The organism is Oscillospiraceae bacterium, from assembly GCA_025757685.1.
Lineage (GTDB): Bacteria > Bacillota > Clostridia > Oscillospirales > Acutalibacteraceae > CAG-217.
This window is the reverse complement of the sequence record CP107220.1, coordinates 60,421-85,000: the sequence shown is the minus strand read 5'-3', so window position 1 is coordinate 85,000 and position 24,580 is coordinate 60,421. Positions and strand designations below refer to the sequence as shown.

24 protein-coding genes and 1 tRNA gene are annotated in these 24,580 nt (G+C 53.3%); 16 read left to right on the top strand and 9 right to left on the bottom strand.

Annotation, left to right across the window (positions count from 1 at the left end):
* Positions 1–226: 226 nt before the first annotated feature.
* The 3 genes from OGM59_00400 to gpr form a co-directional block, all read right to left on the bottom strand.
* Positions 227–481 carry a hypothetical protein gene (locus OGM59_00400; protein UYI90967.1) on the bottom strand — a complete coding sequence of 85 codons (255 nt, stop codon included), beginning with the start codon at positions 479–481 and terminating at the stop codon, positions 227–229.
* 9 nt (positions 482–490) lie between these two features.
* Positions 491–1,633 (bottom strand): stage II sporulation protein P, encoded by a 1,143-nt coding sequence (locus tag OGM59_00395; GenBank protein UYI90966.1) that lies wholly within the window; start codon positions 1,631–1,633, stop codon positions 491–493.
* A gap of 64 nt (positions 1,634–1,697) precedes the next feature.
* Positions 1,698–2,513, bottom strand: coding sequence for a GPR endopeptidase (gene gpr, locus OGM59_00390; protein ID UYI90965.1), 816 nt, complete (start codon positions 2,511–2,513; stop codon positions 1,698–1,700).
* A 156-nt stretch (positions 2,514–2,669) separates the two neighbouring features.
* Here gpr and rpsT point away from each other — a divergent pair, with 156 nt between their 5' ends.
* The 3 genes from rpsT (at position 2,670) to OGM59_00375 (ending at position 4,319) form a co-directional block, all read left to right on the top strand.
* The gene (gene rpsT, locus OGM59_00385; protein UYI90964.1) at positions 2,670–2,927 is read left to right on the top strand and encodes a 30S ribosomal protein S20; all 258 of its coding nucleotides are present in this window, start codon (positions 2,670–2,672) and stop codon (positions 2,925–2,927) included.
* Positions 2,928–3,101: 174 nt separating this feature from the next.
* A complete protein-coding gene (locus OGM59_00380; protein ID UYI90963.1) occupies positions 3,102–3,380 on the top strand; it encodes a hypothetical protein in 279 nt (92 codons plus the stop codon).
* Positions 3,381–3,443: 63 nt separating this feature from the next.
* Positions 3,444–4,319, top strand: a complete 876-nt coding sequence (locus tag OGM59_00375; GenBank protein UYI90962.1) for a patatin family protein — start codon at positions 3,444–3,446, stop codon at positions 4,317–4,319.
* A gap of 82 nt (positions 4,320–4,401) precedes the next feature.
* On the opposite strand, the gene OGM59_00370 is transcribed toward OGM59_00375, so the two are convergent.
* Positions 4,402–6,270: a CvpA family protein gene (locus OGM59_00370; protein UYI90961.1), complete on the bottom strand. Its 1,869-nt coding sequence runs from the start codon at positions 6,268–6,270 to the stop codon at positions 4,402–4,404.
* Between the two features lie 213 nt (positions 6,271–6,483).
* Complete coding sequence (locus OGM59_00365; GenBank protein ID UYI90960.1) at positions 6,484–7,458, bottom strand: hypothetical protein; 975 nt, start codon at positions 7,456–7,458, stop codon at positions 6,484–6,486.
* A 240-nt stretch (positions 7,459–7,698) separates the two neighbouring features.
* Between OGM59_00365 and OGM59_00360 the strand changes: the two genes are divergently transcribed.
* From OGM59_00360 to OGM59_00340, 5 genes are all read left to right on the top strand, one after another.
* Complete coding sequence (locus OGM59_00360; GenBank protein UYI90959.1) at positions 7,699–8,415, top strand: InlB B-repeat-containing protein; 717 nt, start codon at positions 7,699–7,701, stop codon at positions 8,413–8,415.
* Complete coding sequence (locus OGM59_00355; protein UYI90958.1) at positions 8,415–8,849, top strand: C-GCAxxG-C-C family protein; 435 nt, start codon at positions 8,415–8,417, stop codon at positions 8,847–8,849. Before OGM59_00360 ends, OGM59_00355 begins: the two co-directional genes overlap by 1 nt.
* A 68-nt stretch (positions 8,850–8,917) precedes the next feature.
* Positions 8,918–8,994 (top strand) — tRNA-Arg (locus OGM59_00350).
* Between the two features lie 300 nt (positions 8,995–9,294).
* A complete protein-coding gene (locus tag OGM59_00345) occupies positions 9,295–9,534 on the top strand; it encodes a hypothetical protein (GenBank protein ID UYI90957.1) in 240 nt (79 codons plus the stop codon).
* Between the two features lie 243 nt (positions 9,535–9,777).
* The gene (locus OGM59_00340; GenBank protein ID UYI90956.1) at positions 9,778–11,169 is read left to right on the top strand and encodes an endonuclease/exonuclease/phosphatase family protein; all 1,392 of its coding nucleotides are present in this window, start codon (positions 9,778–9,780) and stop codon (positions 11,167–11,169) included.
* A 43-nt stretch (positions 11,170–11,212) separates the two neighbouring features.
* Here OGM59_00340 and OGM59_00335 read toward each other — a convergent pair whose 3' ends face one another.
* Positions 11,213–12,574, bottom strand: coding sequence for an MATE family efflux transporter (locus tag OGM59_00335; protein UYI90955.1), 1,362 nt, complete (start codon positions 12,572–12,574; stop codon positions 11,213–11,215).
* A 516-nt stretch (positions 12,575–13,090) separates the two neighbouring features.
* Positions 13,091–14,029 carry a hypothetical protein gene (locus OGM59_00330; GenBank protein ID UYI90954.1) on the bottom strand — a complete coding sequence of 313 codons (939 nt, stop codon included), beginning with the start codon at positions 14,027–14,029 and terminating at the stop codon, positions 13,091–13,093.
* A gap of 153 nt (positions 14,030–14,182) precedes the next feature.
* Here OGM59_00330 and OGM59_00325 point away from each other — a divergent pair, with 153 nt between their 5' ends.
* From OGM59_00325 to OGM59_00300, 6 genes are all read left to right on the top strand, one after another.
* On the top strand, positions 14,183–14,845 hold the full coding sequence (locus OGM59_00325) for a DNA-3-methyladenine glycosylase 2 family protein (GenBank protein ID UYI90953.1): 663 nt from the start codon (positions 14,183–14,185) through the stop codon (positions 14,843–14,845).
* A 369-nt stretch (positions 14,846–15,214) separates the two neighbouring features.
* Entirely contained in the window at positions 15,215–15,568 is a 354-nt protein-coding gene (locus OGM59_00320; GenBank protein UYI90952.1) for a cell division protein ZapA, read from the top strand.
* A 2-nt stretch (positions 15,569–15,570) separates the two neighbouring features.
* Positions 15,571–17,583: a U32 family peptidase gene (locus OGM59_00315; GenBank protein UYI90951.1), complete on the top strand. Its 2,013-nt coding sequence runs from the start codon at positions 15,571–15,573 to the stop codon at positions 17,581–17,583.
* Positions 17,580–18,131, top strand: coding sequence for a Maf family protein (locus OGM59_00310; GenBank protein ID UYI90950.1), 552 nt, complete (start codon positions 17,580–17,582; stop codon positions 18,129–18,131). Before OGM59_00315 ends, OGM59_00310 begins: the two co-directional genes overlap by 4 nt.
* Positions 18,132–18,263: 132 nt before the next feature.
* Positions 18,264–19,160, top strand: a complete 897-nt coding sequence (locus OGM59_00305) for a PHP domain-containing protein (protein ID UYI90949.1) — start codon at positions 18,264–18,266, stop codon at positions 19,158–19,160.
* Between the two features lie 153 nt (positions 19,161–19,313).
* Positions 19,314–20,204, top strand: a complete 891-nt coding sequence (locus OGM59_00300; protein UYI90948.1) for a DUF368 domain-containing protein — start codon at positions 19,314–19,316, stop codon at positions 20,202–20,204.
* 742 nt (positions 20,205–20,946) lie between these two features.
* On the opposite strand, the gene OGM59_00295 is transcribed toward OGM59_00300, so the two are convergent.
* Positions 20,947–21,195 carry a helix-turn-helix domain-containing protein gene (locus OGM59_00295; GenBank protein UYI90947.1) on the bottom strand — a complete coding sequence of 83 codons (249 nt, stop codon included), beginning with the start codon at positions 21,193–21,195 and terminating at the stop codon, positions 20,947–20,949.
* 121 nt (positions 21,196–21,316) lie between these two features.
* Between OGM59_00295 and OGM59_00290 the strand changes: the two genes are divergently transcribed.
* A complete protein-coding gene (locus OGM59_00290) occupies positions 21,317–21,982 on the top strand; it encodes a hypothetical protein (GenBank protein UYI90946.1) in 666 nt (221 codons plus the stop codon).
* A 52-nt stretch (positions 21,983–22,034) separates the two neighbouring features.
* Here the strand turns inward: OGM59_00290 and OGM59_00285 are convergent, their stop codons facing one another.
* Positions 22,035–23,711 (bottom strand): acyl--CoA ligase, encoded by a 1,677-nt coding sequence (locus OGM59_00285; protein ID UYI90945.1) that lies wholly within the window; start codon positions 23,709–23,711, stop codon positions 22,035–22,037.
* 164 nt (positions 23,712–23,875) lie between these two features.
* Here OGM59_00285 and OGM59_00280 point away from each other — a divergent pair, with 164 nt between their 5' ends.
* The gene (locus OGM59_00280; protein UYI90944.1) at positions 23,876–24,574 is read left to right on the top strand and encodes a hypothetical protein; all 699 of its coding nucleotides are present in this window, start codon (positions 23,876–23,878) and stop codon (positions 24,572–24,574) included.
* Positions 24,575–24,580 lie beyond the last annotated feature (6 nt).

Below are 24,580 nucleotides of genomic sequence, written 5' to 3'. Positions count from 1 at the left end.
TTTCTCGTCGTTGTTTAATTTTCAAGGTCCTTACCCGACCTTTTGGCCGGCCGCTCTTCTCTCGAGCGCTTAGCTATAATACCAAAGTGCAAGGCAAAAGTCAACACTTTTTTTCAAGTTTTTTCAAGTTCTTTCACACTCTGCCGAGCGTTTCTCCAAATCCTTTATTATTTATATACATTATATACAGCAGAGAAAAGCGCACGGTATTCGCCGTGCGCACCAATCAGAATTCCATTTTATCATAAAAACAGGTTTGACTTTTCTTTGGAAAAAAATTTGAAAAACTTTGCCAGCCTTCTGCCAACTGCCGGTATTCTACCCGAAAGTCATACACGGTAAAGCCCCCGTCATTATAGGTGATCCACTTGGCGTCCGGCTCAAAACCGAAGCTGCGTGTGTTGCAGTAGGCCACTGCCGTGCCGCCGATCAACAGTATTGTGCACAACAGAAGCAAAATGGGGGTTGGGTGTTTCTTCATAACGGCTCCTTATTTTTCATAATCCTGAATAACCCGGGCCAAGGCGGTGGCGAACAGCCGAGCGGAATAGCAGGCTTCGTCCAGGGTGTTGCCGTCCGTGCCCACCTCCAGTAAAAAGGAATTGCGGGTCATATCCATATTGTACTTACGCTCGGAAAAGAGAATGGGACGCATCAGCCCCGGGTACTGTTTCTCCACTTGCTGCTGCACTGCCAGGTCAAAGCGCAGGTTATATTCCCAGTCCGGAAAGTTCTTGACCCGATTGTATTCGCACCCGGCAATGATCATCATCCGGGCGGCTTTTTTACCCTTGATCTTGGCGGTAGGCTTCACCTTGGTCTTATTATCGTATGTAATATCGTCCCGGTGCACATCAATGGTGATCTCTATGGACGGGTACTTCTCCAAATACCCCGCCACCGTCTTGCGGGAGTGGTCGTAGGCGCCGGAGTAGTCCTTGTCGTGGGTGGTGCGGTCGTGCACCACGCCGATCCCGCACTTTTCCAGATACGCGCAAAGTTCGTCCCCGACCCGCACCATATTTTGGGTACTGCTGTCGCTGCGCAGGTCGGTGGACTTGGTATAATAACCCGCGTCCAGGAGGGTGTAGCCCTCTGTGGTGTGGCTGTGATAGATCAGCACCGTCGGCTTGGCCGCGTTGGGCACGGACAGGGCCGCCTTCTGTTTAAGGAGTGCCTCTATGTCCGGACGATAAAACGAAGCGGGGATCTTGCTTTGAATTGCCAGCGAACCGAAAGACAAGATCGTCCCCCCGCCCTGGTAACTCTCCTCGCTGGTTTTGCCCACCTGCTTTTGTCTGCCGATCACTTTTTTCTCTTGCTGCATCAACTTAGCCACATCCGCCGGGGTCTCGGTAATGTGCGCATAAGGGTCGCTGTCCTTCCCTGAAATGGGGTGCATTGCCTGAGCCTCCCGGGTCGCGGTAGTCTTAGTATGCGTCGTTTGCGCCGATTTTATAGTAGAAAATTCTGTATTTATTTTGCTGCTGAAATAGGTGGGCGAAAACACCGCCGCCACCCGCTGACCCACCGCACCGACGGCAGAGATCCGGGGTGCCGCGCTCACCAGCACCGCCGTGACCAATACCGCCGCCGCAATATTGCAAAAGAAGGCCGCCCGTTCTTTTTTCATATCCAGCTCCTTTGGCTTCGTCCTGCTTCTATTCTCATATAAGAATATGCACGCCGGCGCCGGATTATCCCACCAGCGTGTACAGATCCCGGGGCTGCAAGTGCCGCTGGAGGCACACATTGATGGACATACCAAGCAACTTGGCCCCCCGGTTAATCAGCTGGTCGATCTCTCTGGGGGTCACATACATCTCCTCCGCCGTACCGCCCAACACCCGACTGCTGACCACCGTGGGAATACCCAGTGCCACCACCGGCACGCCCAGCACCCGGGCACTGATCTCCCGCCGATGATTGCCCACCCCGGAGCCGGGGGCAATGCCTGCATTTGACAGCTGCACCGTGGTGCCCAACCGATCCGCCGACGATGCCGCCAGCGCGTCCACCACAAGCACGCAGTCCGGACGCACCGTGTGAACCATACCCGCCACCACCTCGGCGCTCTCCATACCGGTGTTGCCCAGCACCCCGGTGGTAACGGTAGACACATCCGTCAGCGGTCCCAGCGCCCGGCGCAGTTCTCCGGCAATGTGACGGGTGGCCAGCACATAGCGGTTGGTCTCCGGCCCCAACGCATCCGCAGTGATGGCGGTGTTGCCCACCCCGGCAACCAATACCCCGGTGGGGTGATCCGGCAGCAGCCCCCGCAGCAGATCGGCGATCCGCTCCAGCCGCCCATCAAACAGCTGGGTCTCCTGCGCCATGGGCGACACCCGGTAGGTGATATACTTGCCCACCGGTTTGCCCAGGGCTTTTTCGCCTCGGGCGTCCAGCACTTCCACCACGGAAATGCCATCCTGCTCCCGCACTTTTACACCGGGCAGCGCGGTTTTTTGCTGATTTTCATAGCTTTCCAGTGCCAAATCTGTGCGATTTTCCATATTTTTCACCTGATTTTCATAGTTTTTCAATAAAAGTATGTCCAAAAAGAAAAAAATACTTGCATTTTAGATTTGCGTGTGCTATGATGTTTAGGCATTAAAAAGAAAACGGGGCTATGCCCTTCTACCTAATCCACCGCTAAAGGAGTGAAAACCATGCCCAACATTAAGTCTGCTAAAAAGAGAGTCAAGGTCAACGCTGTAAAGGCCGCCAACAACAAGGCCCGCAACACCGCCCTCAAGACCGCCATCAAGAAGGCAAATGCCGCTATTGATGCCAACGCTGAGGACAAGACCCAGGCTGTGCAGTTTGCCTGCAAGAAGATCGACCAGGCCGCTGCCAAGAACCTGCTGCACAAGAACACCGCAGCCCGCAAAAAGAGCAATTTGGTCAGCAAACTGAACCGCGCATAAGCGCCGACACTCGGTTTCTATCGAATTTTCGCTTCCTGCATTTGCAGGGAGCGTTCTTTTTTGTCATCGGCCGCGGCTTTTGCGAAAGTAGACATCTTTCTGCTGTTTTGGCGCTTGACTTTGCCGCCAAATCCATTTATAATAGAAACAGATTTTATAAGGGGGTTCATTATTATGAATTTCAAAACGATCCTGAAAGTCATTAGTGCCATCGTTGCCATTGCAGGCGTGGCCGTTGCCGTATATCTTGCGATCCAGAAGCTGACTGCTCCCAAAGAGGCAGAGTATTTCGACGACAGCGACTTCTTCGAGTGCGATAACGATCTGGAGATCGTAGAGACCGCCGCTGCAGACACCCAGGTGCAGGAAAAGGCAGAGCCGGCTGAGAAAAAGGCGCCCGCCAAAAAGAGCGCATCTAAGAAAAAGGCACCTGCTAAAAAGGCTGCCAAATAAGCAAAATACAATGCAATGAGGGGATGGCTTTCGCCGTCCCCTAACTTTTTTTGGAGGTATTCTATGTATTCCTGCGGATTGGTGCTGGAGGGCGGCGGCAACCGTGCCATCTACACCAGCGGCGTGCTGGACGCCTTTATGGATCAGGGGATCACCTTCCCTTATGTGATCGGCGTGTCGGCAGGCAGCTGCAATGCTGTGTCTTACATCGGCAAATGCCGGGGTCGTCAACATGATATTTCCATTCAGTACAGCGGCGACAAACGCTTTATGAGCCTGGAAAACATGGTAAAAAACGGCGAATTCTTAAACGGCGAGTGGTTGTTTGGGGAATTAAGCTACGATTTGTCCCCCTTGGACCAAGAGGCCTATGACCGGGCGAACACCACCTTGTGCGTGGTGGTCACCAACGCCCTCACCGGCAAGGCGGAATATATGTACCCCAAGGACTTCCACAAACGGGGCTGCCCCATTCTGCGGGCCAGCTGTGCCCTGCCCGGCGCCACCAAGGGGGTTGTGCTGGGCAAAGACCGGTACTTTGACGGCGGGGTCACCGACTCCATTCCCCTGGCGCACGCCTACGAAGACGGGTGCCAAAAGGCAGTAGTGGTGCTCACGCAAGATCGAAATTATCAAAAGCAGCCTATGGGTCATGCGCGCCTGATTCGGCGTATATTCCGCAAATATCCGCTGATGACCCGGGCGATACTGAACCGGTATAAAATATACAACCGCCAACTGGAAACAGTGTGGGACGCCCAAGGCCGAGGCGATGCCTTTGTGATTGCACCGGACCATCCGCTGCACTGCCCCACCTTAGAGCGCAACACAGACAAGCTGGAGCAGATTTATCAAACCGGCTACCGCAATGCCATGGAACAAATGGACGCGCTGAAGGCGTTTTTAGCCAAGCCGTCTCCCTTTACGGAAACCGAATAAAAATGCCTGACAGACCGTTCTGTGGCCTGTCAGGCAAAGAAATTCCCTGTATGCCAAGCGGCACACAGGGGATTTTTGTTTGTTATTTTGCTTTCACTGCGGCAGCTTGGGCAAAGCCGTCCTTAGCGTCACCCTGTGGCGTAATCTCTACCGTGTCGCCCTTTTGCAGCAGCAGCACCTGCATGCAATCGGTGACCCGAATATAGTAATACACGCCGTCCACCTGCAAGTAATAAACGGTGTTGCCGTCGTTTACCGAGGACTTAATGTCCGTGATCTTGCCGGTGATCGTCTTGCCGTTTGTGGACTGGGACTGCTGGGGCGTCTCCGTCGTCTTGCCGTCCGTCTGTTCTCCGCCGGCAGTGGCAATCTCTGCCTCGTCCTTTACATAATCCGATGCATCCACTGTCTTGGCGATCCAACCCTTGTCCTTCATGGCGTTGATATAGTTCTCCACCGCCGTATTCAACGCCTTGGCGTCACTGTTGGTATCAATCAGACCGGTGCCTACCACCGTCTTATCCTCCAGGCTGACTAGCGCATAGCCCTTGACGGTATTGCTGTCGCCGTACAGACTCATAAAGTAGGAGGGCTGACCCTCAATATCCAGCAAAATGGGGAATGTGGCTGCATAACCAAAGTTCTGCACCGCATCCTGGGCAGACTCCATAGCAGAGGTTTCAATGGCACCGCCGTTCTGGTAATACCGCACCTCCTTGGTGCGCTGGTTGCACAGGATAAAGCCGAAGTTGGAGGTGTCCGTCTTAGAAGAGGTAATGCCGGTGTACACCCACACATCATCGTCCATGGCAATATAGCCGTTGCCGCTGGAGGCCACATTCACATCGTTCTGGAAAATAATCGAGTTCCAAAAGCCCTTCTTCAGCTTGCCGTAATAGTTGTATTGCTCGATCAGCAGCTGGTCACTATACACCACATCAATCCAGTTCAGGCTCTTGTCCTTGCGCACGGTGTCGATGGGATAATACTTGCTTTCGCCGCTGAGCGCGTCCGTTACAATGGCGCCCTGCACATCCGTGCCGCCAAACAGACCAATTTTCTTGGTCAGGGATGCCGTCACCCAATAGGGGTGACCGCTCTCGTCGATCTCAAAATTAGGGGTATCCAGCAGCTTGGTCGGGTACTGGAACCGCAGGTGACGAATCAACTTTTCATTAAAATACTCCGCCGGGGAATACTGGATACCGCTGCCGAACTGCTCCACACAGTTGACCACAGTAACCTTTTGGCTCACCACATCAATCAGAATATACGCGGGCAAGCCGTTTTTGGTATTGTTGACCCACTTGAATACATCCGCATATTGCAGGCTGGCCACACGGCAGGGCACGCCCCGGTAGTTGATCTGCGTGGTGGCGTCCGCAACCACATACTGGCTCTTGTACTGAGACAGAGAGCCCAACTGCTGGTCTGCCAGGGTCTTGGCCCGAGAGGCGTCGATCCGGGGCACCTCATCATAGCTGATGTCGGAGAAATCCCGGTCAAAGTCGCTGTTCTGCACCGTCATCAGATCGCTGTAAGAGGAAGCACGGAAAATGGTGGCACCTACCAGGAAACCCACCAGCATCACCACAGCGATCACCGCCACAATGACCACCGGTATCAGGGTCTTTTTCTTCACATATTCCAGACGCTCCGCCTTCTTGTTGGCCCGGCACACCAGGAAAAAGGACCCGGCAAATACCACCACCAACAAGATCAAAAACAGATACAGCTGGGTGTCGTGCACATTCAGTGCCGGCAGCATCATATAATAGGCAATGCCGCCCACCACCGCAGTGATCAGGGCGCACAGCAGCAGCCGCAAGGGCATTTTGCCCGGCTTGACCACCGCCTGCACTTCATCTCGCTTGGGCCAGGCAAACTTGGACTTAAAATCATTCAGTACCTCGTCTGCATCATAATTATAGTTTGGTATTTTTTCGCTCATTCTATTCTCCTTAATATAAGGGATACGCCCCCGAGGGTGCGTTCCACTTCATTATACAGGATAACCGCCGTCAAAGCAACATAAATCCGCAGTGAATTTATCCCAACCCACACGCCGTGACGATCGGCCTATGTTTATGCCGCCCCGAAAACAAAAAATTCCGCACCCGGAGGTGCGGAATTCCTTTGCTTTTTGTAAAATCGGAACAGGTGTTTACGCCCTGGTAACACCCTTTTTTTCCTGCATGTACTTTTCGCTGGCAGGTGCAGACCACTTCATGGTAACATCCACGGTGGCGTTCTTATCACGGATTACAGCGATGCAAGCGTGAGATACAACCACGTGAGCTTCCATCACATAATCGGCCTTGGTGATCTCCTTGGTCTTGGTGTTGATGGTCACGGTAGCGGTACCGCCGTAGTAATTCACCTTGCAGTTATCGGCAGTAGTGCCCTCGGACCAAGACAGTACGGTGATGCTGTCCACGGTGGAATCGATGGCGCCCAAAGACTGGAACATATGACCCTGTGCGTCCTTACCGGGTGCACTCATGTTTACATACTTGGGCTGCATCTGCAGGGTGATGGTGCCGTCGCCATTGTCCTTCACATTGGCAGTCACCAGATCATCAGCCACCAGGCGGCTGGTCTGCAGGGACTCACCCTTGCCGTCCCACTCGTCCGTATCCAGCTTAGGATCTCTGTTGGTGGAGGGAACCAGACCGTTCAAACCGGGCTTGTAAATGGGCTTTACGATACCGGGAACCATGTTATTGATGGTCTTGTTCACGCTGCCGTCAATGGCAATGTCATGTACATTCAGATCCTCTTCGCAAAGCATCTTGTAGTAGGTCTGCGTCTGGCCTTTATCGTCCTTATACTGGGCGGTCAAGGTCTTGGTGTAGTCGTAAGCCTGCTTGTAATAATCGGCAACAGCGGCCACATCCTTAAACTCAACGCCGCCGTAAGTACCGGCCTTGAATTCCTCAATAACGGGCTTATCATAATCCGCTTCACTGGTACCAGCGTCTTCCTGACCCTTGGTCTTCCAGCTGCCGTCCTTCACCTCATTGATTGCCTGGATCGCGCCGTCGGTCACATAGTTGATCTTTGCACAACCGGCAAAGCAGCCAACGATCAGTGCAACTGCAAGCACCAAACCGAGGCCCTTGAATGCGTATTTCTTCATACGTATAGTTTCCCCTTTCAAAAGTCGAAATCCGTTTTACAAAAACGTACATATAAAATTTATATTAAATTTACCAAAAAGTCAAGCCCCATTTACAAAATTAGTGTTTAATTTTTCATATCGCCTGTATTTTTAACATATTTATTGCGATTTGCACGGCAGTGTGCTATACTTTTGTGTAGATGGGGGCATTTTTCGCCCCTGTTCATCAAGCGAAAATCAACAAGCGAGGTTTCAGATATGAGATGTAAAAATTGCGGAGCGGAGAACGATGACAGCCGCTATATCTGCGAAGTATGCGGTTCCCCCCTATATGATGAAAATGAGCTGAGCGCGCAAGCAGATCAGCAGCCTGCCGGCGCAACACCCGACGGCGCACCTGCACCTGCCCCCCGGCCGAACCCGGAGGAAGAAAAAAAGTTGCAGCAAAAGAATAAGCAGAGCATGATCATCATTATCGTGCTGTGCGTGGTGCTCATTGCCGTGGTGGTGGGTATCATCATCGCCGTGGCCTCCGGCCATCACGACAAGGAAACCACCACGGTGCCGGACACCTCCGTCTCTGTCCCTGTTAGCGACGACCGGGACTATACCAATAACAATTATGCTACCGAGAAGCCGGCGGAAACCACCACCGAGAAGCCTACGGAGACCACCACGAAGAAAGAGACCACCACCAAAAAACAGACGACCACTACCCAAGACAGCAGTGTGCGGGTAAATGTACGCACCCAGGGCGGCGGCAGCGTCACCGGAAGCGGCAAATACGAGGAGGGTGACAATGTAACCCTCACCGCCACCCCCAGAGACGGCTATGACTTTGACGGCTGGTATATGAACGGCGAACTGCAATCCACCGACTCCACCTATTCCTTTACCGTAGGCAGCAAGGATATGACCATCTCTGCCAAGTTTGTGGAAACTGCGCCGGAGGTCATGCCCGGAGGTACGGACTGATGACCAAAGGCGATCTGGCTCGGCAAAACTTCAAGTCCGGCTATAATTGCAGCCAAGCGGTGGCTTTGGCGTTCCAAGATAAGATTGGTATGGACCCGGACACCATCGCCCGGCTCACCATAGGCTTTGGCGGCGGTATGGGTCGTATGCGTGAAGTGTGCGGCACCATCTCCGGCGTGACTTTTGTACTGTCTGCCCTCTACGGCGATCGGCCGAAAAGCGAGGTCTACGCCATGGTGCAGCAGGTGGCAAAGGGCTTTCAGGCGGAGACCGGCTCCCTGGTGTGCCGGGTGCTCCTGGGACTGGACCCGAATGTGAAACCCACGCCCCAGGCGGAACCCCGCACGGAGGGCTACTACAAAAAGCGTCCCTGCGCCGAATTATGCGCCCTGGCCGCCGATCTTTTAGAAGATTATTTAAAAAATATCACCTAAAAGGCTTGCATTTTGCAATGCGATGTGCTATATTATTTGAGCAAAAGCGCAGTAGTGCTTTTGCATATGCGCTGGTAGCTCAGTTGGATAGAGTGTCTGGCTACGAACCAGAAGGTCGGGGGTTCGAATCCCTTCCAGCGTACCAAAAAGCCGTAGAACGCTTTTGCGTTTTACGGCTTTTTATTATGTTTTGGGTTGTAGGGATTCGAACACGAGTGTCCAAATTTTGAGCGAAGCGAAAAAATTTGGGAGAAAGGTCCAGTGGACCTTTCGATACTGAGTGACGAGCCCTTCCAGCGTACCAATAACAGGTAGGCATCGGCGCCTATGACGCCTGCGGTCATCTGTACAAATGTTGCTAGACCCTGTGACATGGTACACCAAGCCACCCAAACCAGTTGGCTGGACCCCCAGCTGCGCCTGGAATTTTGAAAGAGGAAGCCGTATGAAACATAAAATTTTAGAAACCAAGAACCAAGTCAAATTACAGCTATATGAAGCATACCTGACCCGACAGGCCATTCCGTACAAGAAAAGATACACGCCCATATCCGGCGGTTACTGCCTTTACGTTGATAAAGCCAACCTATCCCGGATAGACGAAAAAGAAGCACTTGGCGACCTATACGGCAGCGTGGAAAAATCTTACTTTGGCATTACAGACTGTCCCAACGAGAAGAAATAGCGCCCGGCAGAACCGAATACTACCGGCTGGGCAAATTCTATCCGTTGACACCCGGCGGATCTTCTTATATAATCAAGGTAGGATGGTGTGCCCGATTTTGGCAAATCGGCGCTATGGTGGGGCGAGCAAATTTCTCTCCGCCTGCACAGAGGGGGCGGATACCATCTGCCTGCCAACGCATCCGTATTGGCTTGTCACAAACCCGATGCACAAAATACAAATATAATTATGGAAGGTGAAATCATGCGTACCACATCCACACCCGGCAACCAAGCCGGCTTTTGGCACCGACTGAAAAATTCTACCATGCAGACCCCTTGGCACATTCTGCGCCAGCTGGCGCTGCTGGCACCCCTGGGCACGCTGTGCTTGCCTATGTTCTACGCCGGGCACAAGAATGTATCGCTGATCACCATCATTCTCTGCCTGTCCAACCACGGTGCAGACCTGCGACCCATGATGACCGATAAAGGCTACGGCTTTGCGGTGGCAGCCGTTTTCTGCGCGCTGGTGCTGGGAATCGCGGAACTGATCTGTTCCCTGTTCACCGCGGCCAAGGGCGGCGATCGGCGGAATATGACCGTCTTTTGGATAAACGCTGCCGTCTTTGCGCTGACGGCTTTTTTAGCCATTGGGTTCGGCGCCCGGGCCAAGGTCGGGTTGGCGGTGACCTTTGGCATTTACCTGCTGCAATTTCTGCTGCACACCAAAGTCAGCGGCAAAAAAATACGCCCGGCTGCCGCAGGCGTAACAGCCCTGCTGGCGGTGCCCATTGTGCTTTCTCTTTGTTTCCTTTATAAGGCGCAACCGGCGCAATACACCGCACCCGGCAGTGAGACCGATGATGTACGGACGGTCACTTTTAATGTGGCCAGTGTGTTTGGCAACCGCTTTGACGATACGGACAGTATGACCCGCTGCGCGCGCTTTGCCGCCTATATGAACCAATGCAAGCCGGACTTGATCGGCACCCAGGAAATGAACATCTACTGGTATAAAGCGCTGCAATCCACCCTGCCGGACTACGATGCCTACGGCGTGCAGCGGGGCGGCGACGCTACGGACTGGAACAGCGAGATGAACCCGGTCTTTTGGAATAAAACCAAGTACACCGCTTTAGAGAAGAACACCTTTTGGCTCAGTGAAACGCCGAACAAAGCCAGCCGCTACACCTACACGGACGAAAACGGACAGCCCGGCCAAGCCGGCTGCTACCGCATTTGCAGCTATGTGGTGCTGCAAGACCGCACCACCGGCAAGCGGCTGCTGTTTCTCAACACCCACCTGGATAACGCCTCCCAGCAGGCAGCGGACTTTGGCGCCGAGGTAATCATCGAACACCTAACCGCCTTGCAGGCCAAGTACGGCAAAGAGGCCGGCGTGGTGCTCACCGGTGATTTTAACGAAACGCAAGAGGACGAGGCCTACCGTCGAATCGCCGCCCGACTGCAAGACTGCACCGACCCTGCCAAGAAAACCATGACCTACCAGGAGTGGGGCTACTGCGATACCGGAAGCGAGCCCATCGACTTTATCTTCACCAGCGGCACCGGCAGCGGCTACACCGTCTTAAACGACCTGAGCGGCGGCTATGTGTCCGACCACTACGGGGTCTACGCCAACATTCGATTGTAAATCTAGAAAACGCACCCGACCTGGAAAAGTCGAGTGCGTTTTTTTATTCCGCCGTTGGCGATCGTCGGGCCTTGCGCTGCAAAAGGGCAAAAGCCACCAGACAGATGGTCACGGACAAGAGAGAACCGACTGCGGTAGCCAGTCCCATCGGGAATAGGGTGTCCGGGAAGCGCAGCGAGGTCAAGTACGCCCCGGGCACGCGCACCAGAGAGATGGACAGAATATTGTGCAAAAAGCTCAGGCCGGAGCGGCCGCAAGCACAGAAGTATCCGCTAAAGCAAAAGTGCACGCCTGCAAAAATGCAATCGAAAATATACCCTCGCAGGTACTGCCCACCCAGGCGCACAACCTGTGCGCCGGCAGCGGTGGTATCCGAGGTGAACAGCGCCACCACCGGCTCAGAAACGAACTGAATAACGACCGTCACGATCACCCCAAAGCCCACAGCTAGCAACAGAGCGTAGCGCAGGGTCTGCACCGCCCGTCGGGGATTGCCGGCACCGATACACTGGGCGCCCAGGGCAGACACGGTAGACAGCATGGTCGAGGGCACCAGGAACAAAAAGCTGATGATTTTCTCCACAATACCCACGGCAGCGGCATCATTCAGCCCCCGGCGGTTGGCAATAACAATAATAATGATAAACGCCACCTGGATCAGCCCATCTTGCAGGGCGATGGGCACGCCGATCCTCAAAATGGCACCGGCAACCGGGCGGCTGGGTCTCAGATCCGCCTTTTGCAGGCGAATGCCACTACCCCCGCGTTTTAAGAAAAGCAGCGCCACCGCCACGCTGATCCCCTGGCTTAAAGTGGTACCCAGAGCAGCACCGGTGGAGCCCATATGCAGCGGCCCCATAAACAGGCAGTCCAGCACGATATTGCAAACGCAGGCCACGGCGATAAAGTACATGGGCCGCTTGCTGTCGCCCATACCACGGAAGATGGCGCTGATGATGTTATATGCCGTAATAAAGGGAACACCTAAAAAGCACACGGTCAGGTAGGCCACTGTGCCCTCCACCGCTTCTGCGGGGGTAGACACCAAGCCGACCAGCGTGTGCCGCAGGATCAGCAAAATCACCGTAAGCACCAACGACAAGCCAAAAAATAGGGTAATGGTGTTGCCGGTAAAGCGCCCGGCACGCCGCCGATCTCCGGCGCCCACCGCCTGGCCGATGCAAACGGTGGTGCCCATCGCCAGCCCCAGCAACATAACGGTGAGCATGTGCATCACCTGGGAGCCAACGGATACGGCGGTGGTATCTGCCACCGTGCCAAAACGGCCGATAATCAGTAAATCTGCCATACCGTATAGCGTCTGTAAAAAATAAGAGAGCAGATACGGCAGCGAAAAGCGCCAAATGCTTTGCAGCACGCTGCCGGTGGTCCAGTTCTTTTCCATGATTGTCCTCGCGCAATAGAATGTATCTATTATATACGCCCCGATTGTGAAATTGCAAGGGACACGCAAAAACCGCACCTGCGTCAGGCGGTTTTTGCATCAAGCAAGTATGGACAACCAGCGGCTGAAAAAATGCGGGAGCCAACCGACACACCGATTAAGTTATCGTCCAATGTGTGCCAAAAAACTGTACTGCAAGTAAAGAAAAGACGAAGCCATAATCGTAAATCAAGCGCAAGACATATTCTTCCTTGCGCTTTGCTTTTTGTTCACATTTCTTTTATAAATCCGTGTTACAATTATGATATAATACAGTACGGAAAGAGAACACCGCACTGGGCGCCGGCAGCGATTATACCGTCTTAAACGACCTGAGCGGCGGCTATGTGTCCGACCACTACGGGGTCTACACCAACATTCGTTTGTAAAGCCAAATACCATCCATCACAAGGGACTGCTCCCGCCTTTTTTGGCAAAAGCGATTATACGGTTCCATACCTCCATCGCTCCGCTGTTTTATATATTTCCGTTTACAAACCGGCGGTAGCATACCCATTCCTCTTGACGGTTGGCATAACGGGAATTGCCGCGCAGATCCGGCAGACGGTACTGGCGGGCAATATACCGCCCCAAGTAGGCAGTAACGGCGGTAGCACCGGTTACATTCAGGTGATTGCCTGCGTCCCGAAAAGCGACGGCGCTGTCCAATCCCATTTGATCGTACAGCAGGTTCAAATCCAGAAATTCCAATTCTCGAGCGGCTGCAAATTCCGCCACACCTCGATGGCGGGCTGCATTCCAGGAAGTTACGGTGGGCAGCTCCACCAGCAACAGCTGTGCGCCGTTTTCCCGGCAAAGCTGCAAAATCCGATCCGCTGCTTTTCGGTTTTCCGCACGGATCTGCTCCCGTTCCCCGGTGTCTGCCATATAGTCCGGCATTGCCAGCCGGGTAACCTTGGTACTGTAGCGGTAGCCGTGGGTGCGACGAATAGAGGGAAAATCGCCGGGCGTCACTTGTGCACCGGTCTGCCGAAACACAGAGGCTAAATTGCGCATATCCTGTCCCAGGTGTTTCGCCCTCGTTTGACGGGCCAGCACCCGGGGCATTTCTCTTTCCTGCGGATTGTGGTCATAGAGCATATCCGTTTCCAGCACCACCAGCTCCGGAGACTGGGTGGCAAACACACGCTCCAGCAGGGCGTAAGATTTGGTCAGCGACTGACGGGCAGAGGCGTACACAGTGGCGCTATACCCTTGATTTCCCCACAGTACAGGCGGCACAAAGCCGGAATACAAATCGCTGTTGCCCACGCAGGCAATCTGTACCGTGTCCTCCGGCTCCGGCACAAAAGCATACGGATCATCTGCCGCGCGCTGCCAAGGCAGCCCATTTCCCAATAAAAGAACGCCGATCAGCAACACAGAACGCCCCCGGGTCCATAAAGAACAGAGCATAGAGTCACTTCCTTTCTGCTTTCTGCCCTCAGTATATCTTGCTAAAAATCAGTTTAAGGCAAGGAAAAGTAAAAAATTGGAAAAGATGCGATGCAAAAAAAGGAAGAACTTATACAAGCACAGACAAAAATCAAACGTGATCGGAGAAAAAACATGTATTTTATTTACGGCGAAAAAGAACTTGATTTTCTGCGGCAAAAGGACAAACGCCTGGCAGAGGTGATTGACCGCATAGGGCCGGTGCACCGCACGGTGGATACGGACCTGTTCTCCGCAGTGGTGCACCACATCATCGGCCAGCAAATCTCCACCAAGGCCCAGGCCACCATTTGGCAGCGTATGTGCGACGCACTGGGCACCGTGCATGCGAAGACGGTGCTGGGCGCCGGTGTGGAGAGATTACAGGCGCTGGGCATATCTTACAAAAAGGCAGAGTACATCACCGATTTTGCCCAAAAGGTGCTGGACGGCAGCTTTGATATAGAGGCAGTTTGGTCCATGCCGGACGATGAGGCTATCAAAGCGCTTTCGTCCTTAAACGGCATTGGGGTGTGGACAGCGGAAATGATTCTGCTGTTTTGTATGCAGCGTCCCAACATACTGAGCTACGGCGATCTGGCCATTCATCGTGGCATGCGCATGGTATACCATCATCGCAAAATCGACCGCAAATTGTTTGAGAAGTACCGGCGCAGGCTCAGTCCCTATTGCAGCGTGGCCAGCCTGTACTTTTGGGCGGTGGCCGGCGGTGCGTTGCCGGACATGAAGGACTATGCACCCAAAGCAAAGACAAAGACCGGAAGGCAAAAGAAATAAGCCCGTAACTCACGATACAGAACACGATAAAAAACGAAAAGAGCCGCAGCATAACACTGCGGCCCTTTCCGTTATAGAGGATATATGATAGAAAAAGATGGAAAAAGTTTTCCCATAAGGCTCTCGCCTTACAATTTACAGTATAGAGATCATTTTTGAACGATTTTACGGCTTTTTGTGAATAAATCGTTACACTTTGAAACCTGTAAGGATTTTCCGCCCGGCGGGCGGGAATTTGGATTGACAAGCCTTTCTTTCCTTGCTATACTAAAAGTAGGATATTTTGTCGATAGGTGCGTAGTTCCCTTGCGGGGTTGCGGCGCCGCGACTGTAACTTTAGATAGAGCCGAAAGGGCAATGGTGATGGCAATGGCAAAAAACAGAGTACACTTAAAGATCGGCGGTTCCGCCTACACGGTGCTCACCGATGACGCACCAGAGTATGTGGAGGAGTTGGCCGAGGAGCTGGACAAGGAAATGCGCAGCATTATCAATGAGAACCCCAGTCTTTCCGTAACCCAAGCAGCGGTGCTCACTGCGCTGGACAAGGCAGACACCTGCAAAAAATCCACCGCTTCCTCCGACAATCTGCGTGCCCAGATCAAGGATTATTTGGAGGACAGCGCCCGCGCCCGGATGGAAGTGGATGTGGCGCGCCGTGAGATTGAGCGGCTCAACCGGGAGATCAGCTCCCTGCGTGAGCGCATTGCAGAGAATAAGTAAATATGCAATTTGAGATTTTGGCTCCGGCAGGCAGCATGGAGTCGTTAATTGCCGGTGTTCGCTGTGGCGCCCATGCGGTCTACCTGGGAGGGCAGACCTTTAACGCCCGGCGGGGCGCCGGCAATTTTTCGCCCCAGGAGCTGCAAGCGGCCGTACAGTATTGCCACACCCGCGGCGTAAAAGTTTATATGACTCTAAATACCCTGGTCAGCGACAGCGAGCTGCCCGGTGCCGTTGCGGCTGCCGGTAACGCGCTGGACGCCGGGGTAGACGCTTTTATCGTGCAAGATCTGGGACTGGCTGCCGCGCTGGCAGCTGTGTACCCGGGTGTGCATCTGCACGCCTCCACCCAGTGTAGCGTTACCACGCCTGCCGGGTTTCAAGCGCTGGAGAAAATGGGCTTTCGCCGAGCGGTCATCCCCAGAGAGATGACTGCCGCCGAGATCGAGGAAATTCGCCGCAGCACCCAAATGGAACTGGAGCTGTTTGTGCACGGCGCGCTTTGTATGTGCGTCAGCGGGCAGTGCTACCTGTCCTCTGTACTGGGCGCCCGCAGCGGCAACCGGGGCCTTTGCGCCCAACCTTGCCGCCTGCCCTTCTCCGCAGACGCCAGCGGAAGCTGCGATTTGAGCTTGAAAGATCTAAGCCTGGTTCGCCACTTGAAAAAAATCGGTGATCTGGGTGTGCTGTCCTTAAAAATTGAGGGCCGTATGAAACGGCCGGAATATGTGGCTGCCGCCGTAACGGCGGTAAAGCACGCTATTGCCGGCGTTCTGGACCCGACGGACGAGGCGCAGCTGCAAAGCGTATTCTCCCGCAGCGGGTTTACCGACGGCTATTTTACCGATCAGCGAGGCAGCGCCATGTTCGGCGTGCGCAGCAAGGCGGATGTAACGGCAGCCAAGGATGTGCTGCGAGATTTGGCGCACACTTATGAAAAAGAGCAGCCCCTGCTGGGATTGAACCTGCAAGCCACCTGCCGCGCCGGGGAACCGGTGACCCTGCGTGCCACTTTAGAAGACGGTCGCACGGTAACAGCCGACGGCGATGTGCCCCAGCCTGCCCGCAACGCTGCCCTAACGGCGGAAAGCCTGGCGCAACGGCTGGGCAAATGGGGCGGCACCCCTTATTATGTAAAAAAGATAGACATAGAGATAGACGACGGCCTGTTTTTACCGGCAGCGGCCGTGAATGCCCTGCGGCGAGAGATTGCAGACCGTTTGGAAGCCGCACCGCCTGCACCGGTGGAGCGTCGACCTTTACCGCCTCTGCCCTCCGGCGGCACGGCAGGCAAGCCCTACTACACCGCCCGCTTTGCAAGCGCGGCGCAAATTCCGGAGAACCACCCCTTTCGGCGGATCTTTCTGCCCCTGGGCACACCGGCAAACACCCTGCTGGCACACAACGCCGGGGTGGAACTGCCCCGGGGCGTCTTTGGCATAGAGAATAAAATCTGCCAGGAATTGGCAATACTGAAAGCGGCAGGCGTAAAAAACGCCCTATGCCCGGACCTGGGCGCGGTACAGATCGCCCGGGCGGCGGAATTGGAGCCTTACGGCGACTTTGGACTGAATGTGTTTAACAGCCGCACCGCGCATCTGCTGCCCCACCCACTGGCCAGCTTTGAACTGCGACAAGAGGATGTAAACCGCCTGGCGGCAAACGGCAACGATGTGGGCGCACTGGTGTACGGTCATCTGCCCTTAATGCTCACCCGCAACTGTCCGGTGCAAGCACACATCGGCTGCGCCGCCTGCCAAAAGCAAGGCCGGCTGACCGACCGCAAGGGCTGCACCTTTCCCGTGGTGTGCAATCCCTACGGCTGCACCCAACTGCTCAACGGCGTACCGCTTTATATGGGCGACCGTATGCGAGAAATGCACACCGCCTATGCACATTTTTATTTTTCTGTTGAAAGTCAGCAGCAGGTGCAGCAGGTGCTGGATCTGTTCGCTGCCGGGCAAAAACCCGATTTCCCCTACACCCGAGGACTGTATCAGCGAGGTGCGTTATGATAATCTTAGCTTCCAATTCGCCCCGGCGGCGTGAACTGCTGGCGCATATTACCCGGGATTTTACCGTACAGGGTACCGATGTGGACGAGAGCCTGCCCGCCGGTATCGCTCCGGCAGCGGCCGTGGAGCAGCTGTCCCTGCGCAAGGCGCTGCCTCTCAACAATGGAGCGCAGATTGTTATCGGTGCCGACACAGTGGTTGCCGTAGACGGTATGATTCTGGGCAAGCCTGCCGATGAAGCAGAAGCACGGCAAGTGCTCGCTCACCTAAGCGGGCGGTGGCACAGCGTGTTTACCGGCGTGAGCCTGGTACAGGGAGAACGGCATCTGACTTTCTCCTGCGAGACCCGGGTGCGCTTCTTTGACCTGACGGCGGCGGAGATCGACGCCTACATTGCCACCGGCGAATGCATGGACAAGGCCGGCGCCTACGGTATACAGGGCTATGGCAGCCTACTGGTGCAAGAGATTCAGGGCGATTACTTCAATGTGGTGGGCTTGCCGGTAAGCCGATTGTACCGGGCGTTGAATGATTTTAAGCAAAAGTGACAAAAAAAGACCGCTGTTTTTTGGTAGAATATACAAGAAAACTCTTGCAACACCGGCTTTAGAATGGTAAAATATACGAACAGGACAAATTTTGTCTAATTTTCACGGTTATCCTTTGGAAGGAGTATGGTTATGGCCGCAGATTTACATTGTCATACAAAACTCAGCGACGGTTCTGTGGGGATCGAGGATCTAATCGTCATTGCCCAAAAAAGCGGCATTGACACCATCGCCATTACTGACCATGACTGCCTTGCAGGTACCGTACGCGGCAAAGTGATCGGCAAACGCTATGGGGTGAATGTGATCCCCGGCGTGGAAATCAGTGCCATTGATAATGAGGCCGGCAAAAAGGTGCACATTCTCTGCTATCTGGCAGATGCGCCGGATCGGCTGGAAGGGCTGTGCAAGCGCACCTCCATCGCCCGCAAACGGGCCGGGCAGATTATGATGCTCAAGGTGGCCGGGCGCTTCCCCATTACCTCAGATTTTATTATTTCTCACGCTTCCGGCTCCACCAACCTATACAAGCAGCATATTATGCACGCCTTGATGGACGCCGGTTACACCAATGAGATCTTCGGCGATCTGTTCCATGCGCTGTTCAGCCGAGAGAGCGAGACCAACGTGCTGGCTCCCACCAAGTACCCATCCATTGAGGAAGTGCTGGAGGAAGTGCACGGCGCAGGCGGTATTGCCGTACTGGCGCATCCGGCGTTTTATGACAACTTTGACGAAATTGAGAAATACATTGACCTGGGACTGGACGGCATTGAGGTGTGGCACCCCTCTGCAACGGAGGACGATGTGCACCGGTTGACAGAAATTTGCAAGGCGCATGACTTGCTGATGACCGGCGGCTCAGACTTCCACGGCATTTACGGTGCCAAGACCGTAACCTTGGGCACCTGCACCACCCCGCAAGAGTGGGTGGATAAACTGCTGGGCTACAAGGCCAAAAAGAAGCGCGCCCAGCGGCGAGCAGAAAAAGAAGCTGCCGCCCGTGCCGCTGCCCAAACGCAAGAATAAAAAAACACACCGCATACACAACGGACCGATCCTTTATCGGTCCGTTCTTTTTGTTTCTTTGTTAATTCCCGGTTAAATTTTGCAAAAAAGTGCATACAATGCCGCCAAAATGTGATATAGTATTGAGGATATTACAAATCAGGAGGACAATTTATGATCCGAACAATGATCAACGGCTTTTGTATGGCGCTGGCGGATAGCGTGCCCGGCGTGTCCGGTGGCACCATTGCGCTGATTCTGGGATTTTATGACAAGTTCATCGGCTCTATCAACCAGGTATTCTATGGCAAGAAGGAAGAGAAAAAAGAAGGTCTGATCTATCTCATTAAACTGCTGCTGGGCTGGGCTGTGGGTATGATTTTGGCGGTATTGGTTCTCACCAAATTCTTTGAGACCAATATTTATGCGGTGTCGTCTCTGTTCCTGGGCTTCATTTTCCCCTCTATCTTTATCATTGCAAAGGAAGAGTACGCCTGTATCCAAAAGAAGTGGCAATACACGCCCTTTGTTATCCTTGGCATTGCCATTGTGGCGGCGCTGACTTATATGAATTCCAAGGTTCAGGTGGTGGATGTGGATCTGACGCACTTCTCCGTACCCACGGCGCTGTATTTGTTCCTGGCCGGCGCGGTTGCCATTACCGCAATGTTCCTGCCCGGCATTTCCGGCTCCACTGTGCTGCTGATCTTCGGCGTGTATCTGCCGGTGATCAGTGGGGTCAAAGAGTTGTTGCATCTGCACTTTGGGGTGCTGCCCATGATCATCGTCTTTGGCGTGGGCGTTATCTGCGGCGCGCTGGTATCCGTTAAGGGAATCCAAAAGAGTTTGGAAAAGTATCGCGGTCAAATGGTTATGCTGATTTTAGGCATGCTCATCGGCTCTCTGTACGCCATTGTCAGCGGACCGGTAACGGTGGATAAAGCCAATGCGATCCTCAATAAAGACAATTTCAGCATTGTTTTCTTCTTGATCGGTCTGGCGCTGATTGTCCTACTGCAAGTGGTAAAGACCCAGCTGGAGAAGAAGCAGAAAACGCAGAATTAACCGTTCAGTCCCCCCTTTGCAAGAGAGACAATCCGGTAAAACAAAAACAGGCGCACCCGACGGGTGCGCCTGTTCCTTTATACTGCTATCTGAAAAAAGAAAAACCACAGGTAACTGCCTGTGGTTTTGCATTCAAAAATTCGGAGGATTGGAGTCTTTTTAAAAACGGCCTAAGTAAGTGAAAAATCAAAGAAAAAATTAAAAAGAAATGAAAAAAGAAAGAGAAGAGTACCTAGCCTCCGGATACACCGTCTTCCGCCGAAACCCGGATCACTCCGAGCTAGTACAGAATAACATTATACTATCGAAAAGGAAATACTGTTTTGCGTTTGTTTACATTTTGTTTACATTTTATGGGACAATAACCGCACAATCTGCCGTGTAACCAACCAATTGGGCGGATTTACCGGACATTTACGCCCTTTCGACCGGTTTTGACAATTTCTTGCAAAAGAAACAAAATGGTCATATTTTATCCGAAAAGTGTTAACCGAATTCGCAAATTCTTCATTTTATTTCTATATTCCGCTCACTTTTTGCCGTTATACTAATACTCGAAAGGCGGGAAACGCCCCTTCTTTTCTTTTCATTTTTCTTTTCCCACCAAACCCTTAACAATATCTCATTGTTTTCTGTTTTCCGCCTTCCACTTTGCATTCATCCTCCCCTTTCTCATATACCTCCGTGCCATAGGGCACAGCGAAAGCGCACGCCGACCGGTGTGCGCTTTTGTTTTGCCGCTTTACCCTTGGCGGCGCGCCATCTCCGCCTCCATATCCAGCACCAGCGCACTCATAGGCACATCCAGCGCGCAGGCAATGCGGTAGAGAGTCTCCAAGGTGGGCTTGCGCTCGCCCCGCTCAATGGCAGACAGGTGGGTGCGCCCAATATCCGCCAGACCGCTGAGCACCTCCTGAGATATGCCCTTCTTCTTGCGCCGTGCAGCGATCACCTCGCCCACCAGCTGCGGGTCCAATGTGGGATGAAACATAGCATACACTCCTTTACCAGTAGTGTATGCGAAATTTTTTCCGTCTTTGAATACTTATGTTGACATTTTGCGCACTTATGTGTTACTATGAAGGTACTAAGTAAAAGAAGGAGGACTCATAATGGAGCAATACAACCCAAATCAACCCCAAAATCAACCCCCGCAACCCCAATACACCAACCCCGCCGGACAGAACAACTATCAGCCCTGTCCCCCGCAGCAGCCCTATCCGCCGCAGCAGGGCAAGCCGAAAAAGCCGGTGTATAAAAAATGGTGGTTCTGGGTACTGATCGTGCTTGCTGTTTTCATTTTCTTCAGCGCACTGGGCAGCAGTGGCGACAGCAGCGATGCCGATTCCGGCAAAGATACCACCAGCGTATCGGACACCACCAAGGGCAAAACCACCACAAAGGCGGAACCAACCACCAGTAAAAAGCAGTTTAAGGACAGCTGCAAAACCTACACCTATAAAGATGTGGCTCGGGACCCGGACAAATATAAAGGCAAGAATATGAAGTACACCGGCGAGGTTTTGCAAGTGATCGAACCCACCTGGGGTGACACGGTGGAATATCGTATCGCTGTAACCAAAGACGACTACGGCTACGATTATGACAGTGTGATCTATGTAACCTATGCGCGCGCCGAGGGCGAATCCCGCATACTGGAAAATGATATTGTCACCTTTTACGGCACCTGCGACGGCATATACTCCTACACCTCTGCCTTGGGGGGAAAGGTCACCATTCCAAAAGTAGAAGCCAAATACCTGGAACTGAAAAAATAAAAGGCACCAAAAAAGGACACCCACTCGGGTGTCCTTTTTTATCGATTTGATTTTATTTCAGCACTTTGAAGTCTACCTTGCCGATCTTGGTACGGGGCAAAGCGTCAATGTACTCAATCTCCCAGGGCACGGACCATTTGGACAGGTTCTGCACACCGAACTCGTGGATCTTCTCTGTCAGGGCGGCCTCATCGTCGTGGGCATAATTCTTGTTGCGCACCACAAACATCTTCAGCTGGGTCTTGCCCTCCTCGCCGGTGCCGATGACGCAGCAGTCATAGATCTCGGCCATTGCACGGTAGCTCTCTTCAATAAAGGAAGGATACACCAGGTAGCCGCTGATCTTATACACCCGCTTCAGCCGCTGGCGGTAGTAAATATCGCCTTTTTCGTCAATGAAGCACATATCGCCGGTGTGCAGCCAAACCTTGCCGTCCGGGTGCTCCACCAACACTTTGGCGGTCTCCTCCGGGTCGTGGTAATATCCCTGCATTAAGGTGGGGCCGTAAACGCACAGCTCGCCGTCCTCGCCCTTTACCTCCTCTGTGGTGCCGGGCTTTACGGTCATCACTTCAATATTGTAGGTAGGCACGCCGATACAGCCCTGGGGCGCCTCTCTGCGGGGGTCCGTAAAGCTGCACACGGTCACGCACTCGGTCAGGCCGTAGCCGGACACAAAGTGGAACTTGGAGCCGTTCTCGTGAAGCAGGCGGTCCATCTTTTCTGTTAAGGAATAAGGCACCACATCGCCGCCGGAGCCGATGAGCTTCATGGTGCTCATATCCACGCCCTTCAGGTAGCCGGCCTTGTACACCTTCTCAAAGAAGTCCGGCACGCCGAAAACATAATTGATATGGTACTTGCGAATGGCATCTGAGCACATTTTAGCGTCAAACTGGGGCCACAGAGACTGGGGCATACCCACACACATGGACACATGCATGCAAAGGGCAAAGCCAAAGCCGTGAAACACCGGCAGTGCAGTCAGCATGGCATCGTGGTCCGGGTCCAGGTCGATCTTAATGGTGTCCTCCACCACATCCACCAGCTCATAGGACAGGTTGTTGATGGCCTCGCTGGAGAGCATTACGCCCTTGGGATTGCCGGTCGTGCCGCCGGTCATCATAATGGCAGCGGTGGCCTGGGGATCGGTGGCCGGTTCCGGGTTGCCGTTCTTGGCAATATACGCCCGGCCCTGCTTTAAGAAGTCCGACCACTCATAGAAGCGGGTCACCCCCACAGCCGGTGCGGTCTTGCCCTTGATCTTCTTCTTATACATGGCGTTAGCGATCCAGCCGTAAGGAGTCTTGGGGAAGTAAGAAGCGGTTTTGCACTTCACCAAAGTCAGGTTCATACCGGCAAAGGCCTTCTCTGACACATCAAAGCAAAAAGCAAACTTGGCATCGACCAGATCTACCGCATACTTGGCCTCGCTGGCCACAGACAGCGGGTGCAGCATGGAGGCCACGGCGCCGATCTTATTCACCGCATAAATGGCGGCAATGCACTGGGGCATATTGGGGGCGCAGATGATCACCCGGTCGCCCTTGCGCACACCGTTTGCCAGCATACCGGCAGCGCAGGCGTCTACCAGATCCGCCACCTGGTTCCAGGTCAGGGTGTTGTTATAATAATAAAAGCAGGGTTTATCGCCGCGCTTGGCCACAGATTCCGCGAACTTCTGATACATGGTCTTGCGCACATCATACTTGGTGGTATATTCGATCATGAAAATGCTCCTTTTTCATCTTACTGTTCATCTATTATAGCAGGCCCCTCGCCCCGGCTCAACAAAAGGCCCAAAGATTTTATACTTAATTTATAAACCCGGGTTTGACTTTTGGCGCATCTATGGTATGATAAAGAGCGATATTACAAAAAAGGACGACGATTATGGCCTATCAAATCAAAAAAGACCCGATCTCCAAGATTCCCAAGGTGCAACTGGCCTTTTGGCTGCTGGTGCGCTTGGCTATGCTCATCTGCGCCGGATATTCCTTTATCCACGGCGATACGGTGATGGGTTTTGAGAGCATATTTTGCTTTATATTCACCCATTTGTGGGATCTGTTTCAGATCTTCGGCAACGGCTCGTTTATTGAAGAAGTGCCGCCCCTGTCCCAAACCCTGCTGAATATCATTATTTTTATCGGCATTGTGTTTGGCTCCTACCTGGAGCTGTTTGACAAGCTGGCGCATTTTGACGATTTTATGCACCTGCTGTCCGGCTTCGTGTGCGCCGCCTTTGGCTTTGACTTTGCCCGGATCATTCAGCGCAAAAAAGGCCCCTGCGCCGTAACTCTGGCCGCAATATTCGGTCTGATGTTCGCCGTGACCATCGCCGCCGGGTGGGAGTTTTACGAATTTCTGATGGACACCCTCCACGGCACCAACCTGCAACTGGCAAAAGCCGGGCCGGAGACCGCCATGTTTGACCTGGCCAAGTACCACGGCGAGTACGGCTATATTGGCTTGGTCGATACCATGACGGATATGATGATGAACGTCGTGGGCGGCATTGTAGGCATGATCTTTATGATCGTGCTGCGCACCAAAGGAAACAAAAAGCCCACCGCCAAGGCAAAAAAATAAACCGTA

Excerpts from the sequence above, each read along its gene's own strand:
- OGM59_00280 (UYI90944.1), top strand. The coding sequence starts at position 23,876 with ATGGCCTATCAAATCAAAAAAGACCCGATCTCCAAGATTCCCAAGGTG.
- OGM59_00295 (UYI90947.1), bottom strand. The coding sequence starts at position 21,195 with ATGTTTCATCCCACATTGGACCCGCAGCTGGTGGGCGAGGTGATCGCT.
- OGM59_00300 (UYI90948.1), top strand. The coding sequence starts at position 19,314 with ATGATCCGAACAATGATCAACGGCTTTTGTATGGCGCTGGCGGATAGC.
- OGM59_00335 (UYI90955.1), bottom strand. The coding sequence starts at position 12,574 with ATGGAAAAGAACTGGACCACCGGCAGCGTGCTGCAAAGCATTTGGCGC.
- OGM59_00320 (UYI90952.1), top strand. The coding sequence starts at position 15,215 with ATGGCAAAAAACAGAGTACACTTAAAGATCGGCGGTTCCGCCTACACG.
- OGM59_00370 (UYI90961.1), bottom strand. The coding sequence starts at position 6,270 with ATGAGCGAAAAAATACCAAACTATAATTATGATGCAGACGAGGTACTG.
- OGM59_00330 (UYI90954.1), bottom strand. The coding sequence starts at position 14,029 with ATGCTCTGTTCTTTATGGACCCGGGGGCGTTCTGTGTTGCTGATCGGC.
- OGM59_00375 (UYI90962.1), top strand. The coding sequence starts at position 3,444 with ATGTATTCCTGCGGATTGGTGCTGGAGGGCGGCGGCAACCGTGCCATC.
- OGM59_00340 (UYI90956.1), top strand. The coding sequence starts at position 9,778 with ATGCGTACCACATCCACACCCGGCAACCAAGCCGGCTTTTGGCACCGA.
- OGM59_00380 (UYI90963.1), top strand. The coding sequence starts at position 3,102 with ATGAATTTCAAAACGATCCTGAAAGTCATTAGTGCCATCGTTGCCATT.
- OGM59_00395 (UYI90966.1), bottom strand. The coding sequence starts at position 1,633 with ATGAAAAAAGAACGGGCGGCCTTCTTTTGCAATATTGCGGCGGCGGTA.
- OGM59_00360 (UYI90959.1), top strand. The coding sequence starts at position 7,699 with ATGAGATGTAAAAATTGCGGAGCGGAGAACGATGACAGCCGCTATATC.
- OGM59_00290 (UYI90946.1), top strand. The coding sequence starts at position 21,317 with ATGGAGCAATACAACCCAAATCAACCCCAAAATCAACCCCCGCAACCC.
- OGM59_00345 (UYI90957.1), top strand. The coding sequence starts at position 9,295 with ATGAAACATAAAATTTTAGAAACCAAGAACCAAGTCAAATTACAGCTA.
- gpr (UYI90965.1), bottom strand. The coding sequence starts at position 2,513 with ATGGAAAATCGCACAGATTTGGCACTGGAAAGCTATGAAAATCAGCAA.
- OGM59_00365 (UYI90960.1), bottom strand. The coding sequence starts at position 7,458 with ATGAAGAAATACGCATTCAAGGGCCTCGGTTTGGTGCTTGCAGTTGCA.
- OGM59_00310 (UYI90950.1), top strand. The coding sequence starts at position 17,580 with ATGATAATCTTAGCTTCCAATTCGCCCCGGCGGCGTGAACTGCTGGCG.
- OGM59_00355 (UYI90958.1), top strand. The coding sequence starts at position 8,415 with ATGACCAAAGGCGATCTGGCTCGGCAAAACTTCAAGTCCGGCTATAAT.
- OGM59_00325 (UYI90953.1), top strand. The coding sequence starts at position 14,183 with ATGTATTTTATTTACGGCGAAAAAGAACTTGATTTTCTGCGGCAAAAG.
- OGM59_00400 (UYI90967.1), bottom strand. The coding sequence starts at position 481 with ATGAAGAAACACCCAACCCCCATTTTGCTTCTGTTGTGCACAATACTG.
- OGM59_00305 (UYI90949.1), top strand. The coding sequence starts at position 18,264 with ATGGCCGCAGATTTACATTGTCATACAAAACTCAGCGACGGTTCTGTG.
- OGM59_00285 (UYI90945.1), bottom strand. The coding sequence starts at position 23,711 with ATGATCGAATATACCACCAAGTATGATGTGCGCAAGACCATGTATCAG.
- OGM59_00315 (UYI90951.1), top strand. The coding sequence starts at position 15,571 with ATGCAATTTGAGATTTTGGCTCCGGCAGGCAGCATGGAGTCGTTAATT.
- rpsT (UYI90964.1), top strand. The coding sequence starts at position 2,670 with ATGCCCAACATTAAGTCTGCTAAAAAGAGAGTCAAGGTCAACGCTGTA.